Origin of the sequence: Halorubrum coriense DSM 10284 (genome assembly GCF_000337035.1) — an archaeon.
GTDB classification, from domain to species: Archaea; Halobacteriota; Halobacteria; order Halobacteriales; family Haloferacaceae; genus Halorubrum; species Halorubrum coriense.
Genome location: NZ_AOJL01000031.1, coordinates 1 through 10,174, shown reverse-complemented (window position 1 = coordinate 10,174; position 10,174 = coordinate 1). Strand labels below are relative to the sequence as shown.

The 10,174-nt window shown below is 67.0% G+C and carries 12 protein-coding genes and 1 pseudogene; 5 read left to right on the top strand and 8 right to left on the bottom strand.

Annotated elements, in window-relative coordinates; all coding sequences use genetic code 11:
* A partial coding sequence (locus C464_RS07570) for a PHP domain-containing protein (protein WP_006113049.1) occupies positions 1-462 on the bottom strand: 462 nt, incomplete at its 3' end.
* A gap of 154 nt (positions 463-616) precedes the next feature.
* On the opposite strand from C464_RS07570, the gene C464_RS07565 reads away from it, so the two are divergent.
* Positions 617-916 (top strand): DUF7565 family protein, encoded by a 300-nt coding sequence (locus C464_RS07565; protein WP_006113048.1) that lies wholly within the window; start codon positions 617-619, stop codon positions 914-916.
* 17 nt (positions 917-933) lie between these two features.
* Here C464_RS07565 and rocF read toward each other — a convergent pair whose 3' ends face one another.
* The gene (gene rocF / locus C464_RS07560) at positions 934-1,839 is read right to left on the bottom strand and encodes an arginase (RefSeq protein WP_006113047.1); all 906 of its coding nucleotides are present in this window, start codon (positions 1,837-1,839) and stop codon (positions 934-936) included.
* Positions 1,840-1,973: 134 nt separating this feature from the next.
* On the opposite strand from rocF, the gene C464_RS07555 reads away from it, so the two are divergent.
* Positions 1,974-2,192, top strand: a complete 219-nt coding sequence (locus C464_RS07555; protein WP_006113046.1) for a hypothetical protein — start codon at positions 1,974-1,976, stop codon at positions 2,190-2,192.
* 105 nt (positions 2,193-2,297) lie between these two features.
* Positions 2,298-2,831 (top strand): Rrf2 family transcriptional regulator, encoded by a 534-nt coding sequence (locus C464_RS07550; RefSeq protein WP_006113045.1) that lies wholly within the window; start codon positions 2,298-2,300, stop codon positions 2,829-2,831.
* Between the two features lie 118 nt (positions 2,832-2,949).
* Here C464_RS07550 and C464_RS07545 read toward each other — a convergent pair whose 3' ends face one another.
* From C464_RS07545 to C464_RS19970, 4 genes are all read right to left on the bottom strand, one after another.
* Positions 2,950-4,131 carry an NAD(P)/FAD-dependent oxidoreductase gene (locus C464_RS07545; RefSeq protein ID WP_006113044.1) on the bottom strand — a complete coding sequence of 394 codons (1,182 nt, stop codon included), beginning with the start codon at positions 4,129-4,131 and terminating at the stop codon, positions 2,950-2,952.
* 84 nt (positions 4,132-4,215) lie between these two features.
* Positions 4,216-5,034 carry a nucleoside phosphorylase gene (locus tag C464_RS07540; protein ID WP_006113043.1) on the bottom strand — a complete coding sequence of 273 codons (819 nt, stop codon included), beginning with the start codon at positions 5,032-5,034 and terminating at the stop codon, positions 4,216-4,218.
* 67 nt (positions 5,035-5,101) lie between these two features.
* On the bottom strand, positions 5,102-5,560 hold the full coding sequence (cdd, locus tag C464_RS07535) for a cytidine deaminase (protein WP_343122415.1): 459 nt from the start codon (positions 5,558-5,560) through the stop codon (positions 5,102-5,104).
* 39 nt (positions 5,561-5,599) lie between these two features.
* Entirely contained in the window at positions 5,600-6,244 is a 645-nt protein-coding gene (locus C464_RS19970) for an AN1-type zinc finger domain-containing protein (RefSeq protein ID WP_394296105.1), read from the bottom strand.
* 258 nt (positions 6,245-6,502) lie between these two features.
* On the opposite strand from C464_RS19970, the gene C464_RS07530 reads away from it, so the two are divergent.
* Both C464_RS07530 and C464_RS07525 read left to right on the top strand, forming a co-directional pair.
* Positions 6,503-7,150, top strand: a complete 648-nt coding sequence (locus tag C464_RS07530; protein WP_006113041.1) for an ArsR/SmtB family transcription factor — start codon at positions 6,503-6,505, stop codon at positions 7,148-7,150.
* Positions 7,151-7,221: 71 nt separating this feature from the next.
* Positions 7,222-8,190, top strand: a complete 969-nt coding sequence (locus tag C464_RS07525) for a hypothetical protein (protein ID WP_049910951.1) — start codon at positions 7,222-7,224, stop codon at positions 8,188-8,190.
* A gap of 108 nt (positions 8,191-8,298) precedes the next feature.
* Here C464_RS07525 and C464_RS07520 read toward each other — a convergent pair whose 3' ends face one another.
* A complete protein-coding gene (locus tag C464_RS07520) occupies positions 8,299-9,921 on the bottom strand; it encodes a hypothetical protein (RefSeq protein WP_006113039.1) in 1,623 nt (540 codons plus the stop codon).
* Positions 9,922-10,010: 89 nt separating this feature from the next.
* Positions 10,011-10,174 (bottom strand): annotated as a pseudogene (locus C464_RS19610) (MBL fold metallo-hydrolase); the annotation flags it as partial.

The window sequence follows — 10,174 nt, the reverse complement described above, 5'->3', positions numbered from 1 at the left end:
GGCGCGCGAGTTCTGGTGCGGCAGCAGCTTCGTGTTGTAGGTCTCGACCGCGTCGATCCGGTCGGCGTGCGCGTCGATCTCCGGGCGCGTCAGCGAGATGGTCGCGAACCCGGGGTGGGGGACGAGGACGGCCGCGTCCTGCCGCTCGAACTCGGCCATCGCGCCCTCGAAGGTGATGTAGTCGGGGACGGGATCGGAGAGGCCCAAGACGAGGAGGTGTCGCCGGTTCCCCCAGTCGCCGGTGAACACCTCGCGGGCGGGGATGACCTGAAGCTCGTCGTCGGTGTACCGGGCCGCACGCTCGCGGACCGTCGGGAGGCGCGTGAAGTGCGGCGCGTACACGAGCGCGTCGATGTCGCGGGCCTTCGCCCGGGCGACGACCTCGTCGTCGAGCACCTTGACGTGGGCGTCGACGCGCGTTCTCGATCGGGTCACGGTCGGACGGTCGGCGCGCCCGCGCAAAGGCGTATCGTTCGACGACGACGGTGCCGCGACCGCGGGTCCGCCGTCGCGGCGTCGACGCAGGCGAGCGCCCCGGGGTCGCCCGGGACGACCGCCGCGGCGCGACCGCGTCGAGTTGGGAAACCGTTAATCCCCCTCGGGCGAGAGTCCGGGTATGGCCCCTCGCTGGACGTGCGGCATCGGCGACTGCGACGCCGCCTTCGACGACGTGGAGGCGGCGATCGTCCACCAGACGAACGATCACCAGCGCCACGAGTGTAAGGTGTGCGGCACCATCGTTCCCGACGGCTACTTCGCGATCCGCCACGCGTTCGACGAGCACACGCGCGCCGAGTTCGTCCGCGCGTACGACGCCGACTCGGCGGCGGTCCGCCGCCGCGAGGAGATCAAAGGCGAGATCGAGTCCGAGGCGGACCTCCAGCGGGTCGTCGAGGAACTCGACCGCGGCGTTTGACGCTCCGCCGTCCCGATTTATAAGACCCGCTTCCCGAGCGCGCTCGCCGCCAACTCCGTTGCCAGTTCCGCCGTCTCGTTATGCTGGTCCAGCGTCGGATTCACCTCGACGATCTCCATCGAGCGGAGCGCGTCGGTCTCGTCGACGATCTCCATCGCGCTGTGGGCCTCCCGGTAGGTGACCCCGCCCCGGACCGGCGTCCCGACGCCGGGGGCGGCGTTGGGGTCGAGCCAGTCCAGATCGAGGCTGACGTGGATCCCGTCGACGCCGGTCGAGGCGACTGTGAGCGCCTCCTCCGTGACCTCCGTGATCCCCCGCTCGTCGATGTCGGACATCGTGTACGCCGCGAAGCCGCGGTCGCGGATCAGCTCCACCTCCGCCTCGTCGACCGATCGGAGCCCGACCAAGGCGACGTTCTCCGGCGAGAGCCCCGGCGCGTTCGCCCACTCGGTGTCCGCGAACTCGTCGATGCCGAGCGCGGCCGCCAGCGGCATGCCGTGGACGTTCCCAGACGGCGTCGTCGCGGGCGTGTTGAGGTCGGCGTGCGCGTCGAACCACACGGCCCCGATGTCGGCGTCGCGGGCGGACCCGGAGAGGCTCCCGATGGCGATGGAGTGGTCGCCGCCGAGCGCGAGCGGCACCTCGCCGTCGGCGAGCGTCGCCGCGACCTCGTCGCCGAGCTGTCGGCAGACCTCTTCGGTCTCGCGGAGGAACTTCGCTTTCCCCTCGCTCGGCGCGTCCGCGTCCGGGTCGCGCTCTTCGGCCCGCGGGACGTGGAGGTCCCCCGCGTCGACGACCTCGACGCCGGCTCCGGCGAGCTGGTCCGCGAGCCCGCCGTACCGGATCGCCGAGGGCCCCATGTCGACCCCGCGTCGGTTCGCCCCGTAGTCCGTCGGCGCGCCGATGATCCTGACCGTGGTCATGTCGGCTACCCGACGCGCCGGCGCTTCAAAGGTGGGGATCGGCCGCCGCGGACCGCGGCCGGCCCGTCGGCGTCGTCGGTGAGCGACCGGCCGGATCGGACACCGTTTTGCGGCCGGGTCCCCTCGGGGCGGGTATGAGCAGCTCCGACCCCCGGTCGGTCGACCCCAGCGACATCGAGCCGATCGGCGCGGTCATCGCGGTCGCGTTCACCGGCGCGGCGATCGGACTCGCGGGGGCCGCGGTGTCGTTCGTCGCCGTCGACTTCGGCGTCGCGCTGATCGGCGTCGGCGTCGTCGTCGCGCTCTCTAGCCCGCTCGCGTACGTCCGGATGAAGCGGCTACGCGGCGAATAAGCCGGGAGTGCGCGTCGCGTCGGATCCCCGCTCGACCGGATTCTACACGATCATTTATAAGTGAATTCCATCGCATTTAAGCGGGGGCATCGTGTATTTGCCACCATGTCATCGATCGAGCTCACGTCGAGCCAGAAGAGCATCCTCACGGCCTTGATCAACCTATACGGGGAGCAGGAGGATGCCGTGAAAGGCGAGGCGATCGCCGAGGAAGTCGACCGCAACCCGGGGACGATCCGCAACCAGATGCAGAGTCTCAAGGCCCTCCAGCTCGTCGAGGGCGTCCCCGGTCCGAAGGGCGGCTACAAGCCCACCTCGAACGCGTACGAGGCGCTCGACATCCAGCGCATGGACGAGCCGGCCGACGTGCCGATCTTCCACGAGGGCGATCAGGTCGAGGGGGTCAACGTCGACGGGATCGACCTCTCCAGCGTCCACCACCCCGAGCTGTGCCGCGCCGAGATCCACGTTCAGGGGTCGGTCCGCGACTTCCACGAGGGCGACAGCGTCACCGTCGGCCCGACGCCGCTCTCGAAGCTCGTCGTCGACGGCACGGTCGACGGCAAAGACGACACCGCGAACATTCTCATCCTGCGGATCGACGACATGCGCGCCCCCGACGAGCCGGCCGAGCACTGAGTGCCGAAGGAGTCGTTGGTAACTGCGCGGACATTCCTCAGAACAGTCTGCGGTCCGTTCGTCTCGGAACCGGTTCGACCGTTCGCAGAGACGCGTCGGCGGCGCGAGTCGACCGCGCTTACATGTCGCCGAACGCGCTGACGCCGCGGCCCGCGGAGGAGACCTTGGCGATCCAGCGCGTGGCGATGGCCTTCTTCAGCAGCTTCGCGGGCGTGCCGCCGAACGTCTTGATGGGCATGCCCATCACGTCGTGGGCGACCGCCTCCTCGCCGACGGAGATGACCGTCCCCTTGTCCTCGTGGGTCCACGAGCGGAGCGGCGCGCCGCGGGCGGCGCGAGCGAGGTTCGCGCCGGCGACCTCCGCGGCCTGCCAGGCGGCCTGCGCGGTCGGGGGGGCGACGTCGTCGTCGCCCTGCTCGACCAGCGCGGTGTCGCCGATGGCGAACACGCGGTCGTCGCTGGTGGCGAAGTCGGAGCCGGCGTGGACGCGGTGCGACCGCTCGTCCTTGTCGAGCTCGACGTTTTCGATCTCGGGCTGGCCCGTGATGCCGCCGGTCCAGATCAGCACGTCGTAGCCGAGCTCCTCCGGCTCCTCGTCCTCGCCGCCGCCGAGGTAGACTGCGTCCTCGTCGGCCTCGGAGATGAAGTCGCCGGTGAGGATCTCGACGTCGGCGTCCTCGAGCCGCTGGCGGAGCGCGCCCTGAATCTGGGGGTCGTTACCGGGGAAGACCTCGTCGAGCCCCTCGACCAGTTTGATCTCGAGCGGCGCGCGGTGCTTGTCGCGGTACTCCGCGATCTCGCCGGCCGTCTGGATGCCGGAGAGACCGGCGCCGCCGACGATGACCTCCGCCGGGTCCGAGCGGGTCGCGTCGGCGGCCGCCTCGCGAACGTCCTCGTGGATCGCCTTGGCGTCGTCGAGCCCCTTCAGCTGGTGGGCGTGCTCTTTCAGCCCCTCGATGCCGAAGAAGGCCGTCGTCGAGCCGACGCCCAAGAGGAGGTAGTCGTAGTCGACGGTCGTCCCGTCGTCGGTCTCGACGACCCGATCCTCGGTGTCGACGTCGACGACCCGGCCCTTGACGAAGTCGGACTCGGGCGATTTGATCTCGTCGACGGGGATCGTGATCTTGTCTTCGACCGCGGGGTTGCGGATCGCGCGGTGGACCTCGTGGAGAACGAGGTGGTAGTCGTGTTCCGAGATCCACGTGAGTTCGGCTTCGCCCTCACCGACCTCGTCTTCGAACGCCTTCACCGCCCCTGCGCCGGCGTACCCGGAGCCGACGACGACGACCTGTGTACTCATGCGTGTAGGTCCGCGGTGCGCAGATAAAGTCGCTTTGGAACGCTCGCAGGCAAATATCGCCGCCGAGGCGGGAAGACGGGTCCGCTACAGCGAGAGCCCGGCGTGCCAGCGGTCCGCGCCGGCCTCCCGTTTCACCTCGTCCATACGCGCGAGCAGCTTCACCGCGAGGCTCGCGGTCTCGGCCGCGCGCGACTCGCCCTCCGTCCGGAACTCGCCGGTCACGCGGTTGGCGTAGACGGAGCAGACCGCGCCGGCGCGCAGCCCGTACACGTTCGCGATCGTGAGGATCGCCGACGCCTCCATCTCGATGTTCTTCACGTTCGCCTCTCGGAGCTCCGCGACGAGCTCGTCGGAGCCGGCCGCCTCGAACCCCTCGAACCCGGGCCGGCCCTGTCCGGCGTAGAAGGAGTCCGCGCTCATCGTGACGCCGGTGTGGTAGTCGTGACCGAGCCGCTCGGCGGCCGCGACCAGGGCGGAGACCACCTCGCCGTCGGCGGCCGCCGGGTAGTCCTCGCGGACGTACTCGTCGCTCGTTCCCTCCTGCCGGACGGCCCCGGTCGTGATCACGAGGTCGCCCACGTCCATCTCCGGCTGGATCGCGCCGCAGGAGCCGACCCGGATGAACGTGTCGACGCCGACGCGCGCCAGCTCCTCCACGGCGATGGCCGCCGAGGGGGAGCCGATGCCGGTCGAGGTCACCGATATCGGCGCGCCGTCGTACGTGCCGGTCGCGGTGCGGTACTCGCGGTGGTGCGCGACCTCCTCGTGGCCGTCCCACAGCGCGGTGACCTTGTCGACGCGCTCGGGGTTGCCCGGGAGGAGCACGGCGTCGGCGACGTCCTCCGGCGCGGCCTCGACGTGGTATCCGGCACCGTCGTTGGGGTCCTCGCTGTCGTCGGTCATGTCTTCGCCCTTCGGCGAGCCGTTTAAAAGGAGTTCCGTCTCGGTCGCCCGGGGCGTGCCGTCGGCGTCAGTCCCCTCTGGCGTCGTCGAGCGTCCCCTCGCTGATCGTGTTCGGGAGCAGTTCGCCGAGGGTGTACTCCGTGACCGCGTCGCCGCCCTCGTCGCAGGCGACGACGAGGTCGTCGGCCGCGAACTCCGCGAGCGTCTGCCGGCACATCCCGCAGGGGGTGACCCCGTCGCGGACGCCGGAGGAGACCGCGATCCGGTCGAACTCGCGGTGCCCGTCCTTCACCGCCTCCGCGAGCGCGACCTCCTCGGCGTGGAGGCTGTTGGAGTAGTTCGCGTTCTCGATGTTACAGCCGGTGTAGACGGTGCCGTCGGCGGTCCGCAGCGCGGCGCCGACGCGGTACTCGGAGTACGGGACGTGGGCGGCGTCGAGGGCGTCGCGCGCCGCGGCGATCAGCTCGTCCATACCCACGGGTGAGGCGGCGGGCCGATAACTGTACTGTGTCGCGGAGACGCTGATCGAGATCTGGTGTTTCGTTTTAGCGATATGTGAACTCGATTAGAATGCGAATAGATACCACAGACGAGCCGTCAGAGCGACTGTGAGTATCGCGACGGTTATCTTTGAAATGCTGCCCGAATCTGCCGGATTACCGACGTCATCATCACTGCTGCTGATCGATCGGATGTCTTCATCGCGATCTGGATGCGAAAGGCTGCCGTCCGGATTCACGTCTGGACTGGAAAAACGCCCTACCCGTTCCCGTTCTGATTTGTCAGTTCGTGTTTTGCGTTCCTGCTGTTTGTTTCGCGTTCGCTCTTGATAATCCGCCGCGATATCCGTTGCCGAGTCCTTCTCGTCACCCTCACGCTCTTCACAACTACGCCAGTGGTCAACAGCGCGTTCTCCACAGAACGGTTCGCCGCAGTGTGGACACCCTGAGATCTCGTGTTCACGAGGTCGTTTCCCGCAGTTCACGCACTCTTCGGTCGGCACATCTCGGGTTCTGTTCCACCTTCCGCCTCCCGAAGAGCTCGACGATGATTCTACGTTTGAAAGGCGAAACTCGTTCTTGAACCGCGGTTCGACGCCATCGTCTTCCGGTTTTAATTCTCGTTCAGCCTCTTCGGCTCTTGATCGGATACAGTCGTGTTCTTCCGGCGACCGGTGATCCGCACAGAACTGCCGGCCGCACCCTTTCACGTACACGGTAGCTGATCCGCGTCGCGACCGCAATGGTCGCACTCCATACGACCGCTTTTATGAGAAACAATGGCCCCGTTGAAATCCTTTGGAGGTGATACGTTCCGACCGAGTGTGGTCAGTACAGGCGAGACAAATCTCGCGGGATAGTCGTCCGAGGAGATACGCAGCCGGGAGACTACGTAGTGCCTGAGTCGGATTCAAACACCTCTTTGAGTCTTGCTTAGCCACATAACAACGCAAACGAACAAGATAACTATGTCTTCACTATTACCGTTGAAACCTGCTCCCGACACGGCTTCGGACCGTGAATTAGAGCCGAGGCTCGTTGGATTCAGAGACGAATCCGCTGAACAGATTCTGTCAGCAGTCACCTCGACGACGGCACGCCGTATTCTTCATCAGCTATATCTGGACCCGACCACCGTGTCGGATATCGCTACCGAACTCGACTCCTCAGTACAGAACGTTAGCTATCATCTCAACCGACTCCAAGACGCAGATCTCGTGGAAGTCATCGAAACGTGGTACTCCGAGCAGGGGCGTGAAATGGACGTCTATGCTCCGACCAACAGTGCGCTCGTCCTCTTTGCGGGAGCGGAACGAACGACCCCGTCACTCACCGCCGCGTTGCGTCGCGTCTTCGGCGCGGTAGGTGTCGTCGGAGTTGTCAGTACGATCGTCCATGCGCGCTGGTCAGTGCTGACACCCTCGCCCTCGCTCCGAGTTGCTGAGCCGCCTGTACAGCAACCTGACCCAACCGTGTGGGAGACACTCGTAACGTTCGGAACTGGCCCCGGTGGGTTCGTCTTGGGGATCGGCATCTTCCTAATCCTGTCCCTCTTCGCGGTATGGTACTGGCGGACGTATCGTCCGGCGCGGAGTCGCAGCACCCGATCGGTGTAAGTGGTTTTCGGGACTCAAAGACACGTTTGAATCTGAGATAGGACGATAGTTGACCCCGCTAATGATAGCATATGAAACGGAGAACGTTTCTGGCAAGTACCGGAATTGGTCTCGCAACCGCAGCAGCGGGCTGTACCTCCCAGGCAACTTCGAGTGGAGCGCCCGAGACGGACGCAGAAACGACGGCGACCTCTTCTGAGGGTGGGCAGACTGAGGCGACACGAACGCCTGAGCAGACACTGGTTGAAGCCAGTGACACCGCTGAGCGGACTATCGGGACAGAATCGCTCGAAGAGCGTGGCCTCAGAACTCCTCACCACATCGCGTTTGGGAACCCAACGGGGGAGCCACACCAAGGAAGGATTACGATTTCGAAGGCTGGCGAGACCGTGTTTGAGGAGTCGGTGGAGCTCGAAGCGGACGCGAGCATCGTTGCGTCACTCACCGATCTCGACACGTATACCGCTCGCGTAGCGGTTCCCGGGTTGAACGCGACTGAAGAGGTTACGATAGATCGTAGCCAGTTCTCTTGTAATGTGACGAGGACGACGGTCAGCATTCAGGACGACGACACACTCGATTCGATGAGTATTTCGACGCGTATGGCGTGTCCCGGCGTCGTCACCGAAACCGCTCCCGCTGACGGGCTAGCGTCGCACACGCTTGGTGACAATCCCGTTCCCGCAGATACAGGAAGATTCAGCCACTCGCTCAGACTCCGGAACCCGTCGGACGAGACGTGGACGACTCGAATTCTCGTGGAGAAGGAGTCGGTAGTACAGTTCGATGGGGTCTATACGGTCGAACCTGAAGGGACAGTACTGCTCACCCTCAGCGAAAGTGGCGCATACTCCCTATCGATGAGTGTGCTCGAAACGGGGGCCACGGAAACTGAACAGATCACGCCCGAAAACTTCGACTGTAACGAGTCCTCGACGCGAGCAGAGATTAACGCGACGGGAGAACTCACGGCGAACACTGTTTCGACGCTCAGGGCTTGCGACATCGAGACGAATTCGACGAACGGATCCTCTTCGTAGGGGTCCGACCGTGATTGCTCGTTTCCCGACGGAGAGTCGTCTTCGCACTCTTCAGCGACCGGCTGTTTCGGGCGAAGGTATTGCGAAAAAGCGCCGCGACGTGGTGATTCACTCCCCGCCCGTCCACGCCGAGAAGCCGCCGTCGATGAGGGTGTCGGCCTGCTGGCGGATGTACTCGCGCTGGGTGTCGACCACCGCGGTCGCGAACTCGTCGCCGTCGTCCAGCCGGGCGCGGACCCGGTCGCGCTTCCAGCTCGCCGGCGTCGTGCGGTTCGCGACGCGCCAGCGGAGCGGCGCGATCCACTCCGCGGCCTCGTCGTCCGCGCAGCCGGCGGTCCGGAGTCCCGCTTCCGCGTGGTCGAGGAGGTCCGCGTACAGCGCGTCCGTGTCAGCGGTTCGCTCCCCGTCGAGCCCGATCCACGTCATGTCGGCGTCGAGGCCGTCCGCGACCGCGGCGTAGAAGTTGTCGCGGGCGGTCTCCCAGTCGAGTCCGATGACGGGGTGTTCCCGCTGCGCGAGCGCCTGCATCAGTCCGGCGAACGCCGCCTGGAACGCGATGGAGTCGCGGACCGTGGGCTGGCCGGGGATCGGGCGGAACTCGATCCGGGCGTTCGCGGCCGAGCGGCTTGCCCCCTCGAACACCGGGCGGACCCAGCGCCAGTAGCTGCCGTGTTTCGTCCGGAACGTCGCGAACGCGTCGTCGAACCGGTCGCTGCCGCCCGGGTCCGGCATCGGGATCAGCGTCTCGTCGGCCGCGATGCGGTCGACCGCGGTCTCGACGTCGCGGAAGTCCCGCGGGAACCGGACCTTGTCCGCGTCGGTCCGGGCGTTGAGGACGGACTCGAACACGTGGACGCGGTTCTCCGTCGCCCCCTCGGCGAGGACGCGCTCGCCGTCCCAGTCGTCGTCGTACAGCTCCGGCGGGAAAAAGGGCGAGTTGACGCCGAGCGCCAGCAGTGGTCCGGCGATCCGGAGCGCGTACCGGAAGTGCCGCGGCAGCGTCTCGGCGTGCGCCACCTGGTAGTGCGGCTGGATCGAGGTGATGAGGCTCTCCGGCGTCACCGTCTCCGCCGCCAGCGACACGCCCGGCGCGTCGAGGGTGACGGCCGGGCCCTCGCCCGCCGACGCGGGCGGCTCGGCGGCCGCGTCGGTCGCCTCGTCCGCCCCGGCGCGGAGGTCGTCCCGGCGCGAGTTCGCCATCGCGTGGTACCGGACCGCGTCGCTCATGTTGACCGCGACGACCACGCCGTCGACCGCGACGCTGTCGGTGAGGTACCCCTCGGCGGTCTCGCCGGCCGGGGGGATCGTCCAGAGCCCGTCGGAGACGAGCCGCATCCCCTCGACGCCCGCGGTGTTCTCAGCGGCCTCCAGCCGCGCGCGGACCTCGGCGAGCTGCGCGCGGAGCCCGTGGTCCGAGAGGGGCTGCGGGCTCGTACACATCTCGGCGTTGTGGAGCCCCAGCTCCTTCTCGAAGCCCATCAGCTCCAGCAGGCGGCGCGGCACGCGCATCAGCGCGTACTCGCCCGCCCGCGACTCCTCGCTCCACCGCCCGTCGCCGACCGCGTAGAACTCGTACTCGAAGCCGACGATCGACTGGTGGTTGTCGAAGGAGCCGTCGCGGAGCTCCTGTTTGACGATCTCGGCCTCCTCGGCCGCGCGCTCGGCGAACGCCTCGGCGTCGACCGAAAGCGCCTCCCGGACCCCGTCGGCGAGCGCGGACTCGGTGGTCATGCGACCGGGGAAGGTGTCGGCGGGGTAAAAAGGTCTCCGGCCGCCCGCGGCGGTTTCGCCTGATTCGACTATCCGTCCGTCCGATTCGCCTACTGGTTCGCCGAGCGCGCGTCGAACGCGACGGGGATCGACCGGCTCGCCACGTCGCCGGCGAACGCCTCGCCGTCCGCTTCCAGCAGGTCGAACGTGTCGTAGTGGATCGGCACGACGAGGTCGGGAGCCATCGCCTCGGCCAGGTCGGCCGCCTCGCGCC

Excerpts from the sequence above, each read along its gene's own strand:
- C464_RS07540 (WP_006113043.1), bottom strand. The coding sequence starts at position 5,034 with ATGACCGACGACAGCGAGGACCCCAACGACGGTGCCGGATACCACGTC.
- C464_RS07555 (WP_006113046.1), top strand. The coding sequence starts at position 1,974 with ATGAGCAGCTCCGACCCCCGGTCGGTCGACCCCAGCGACATCGAGCCG.
- C464_RS07550 (WP_006113045.1), top strand. The coding sequence starts at position 2,298 with ATGTCATCGATCGAGCTCACGTCGAGCCAGAAGAGCATCCTCACGGCC.
- C464_RS07565 (WP_006113048.1), top strand. The coding sequence starts at position 617 with ATGGCCCCTCGCTGGACGTGCGGCATCGGCGACTGCGACGCCGCCTTC.
- C464_RS07545 (WP_006113044.1), bottom strand. The coding sequence starts at position 4,131 with ATGAGTACACAGGTCGTCGTCGTCGGCTCCGGGTACGCCGGCGCAGGG.
- C464_RS07520 (WP_006113039.1), bottom strand. The coding sequence starts at position 9,921 with ATGACCACCGAGTCCGCGCTCGCCGACGGGGTCCGGGAGGCGCTTTCG.
- C464_RS07525 (WP_049910951.1), top strand. The coding sequence starts at position 7,222 with ATGAAACGGAGAACGTTTCTGGCAAGTACCGGAATTGGTCTCGCAACC.
- rocF (WP_006113047.1), bottom strand. The coding sequence starts at position 1,839 with ATGACCACGGTCAGGATCATCGGCGCGCCGACGGACTACGGGGCGAAC.
- C464_RS07530 (WP_006113041.1), top strand. The coding sequence starts at position 6,503 with ATGTCTTCACTATTACCGTTGAAACCTGCTCCCGACACGGCTTCGGAC.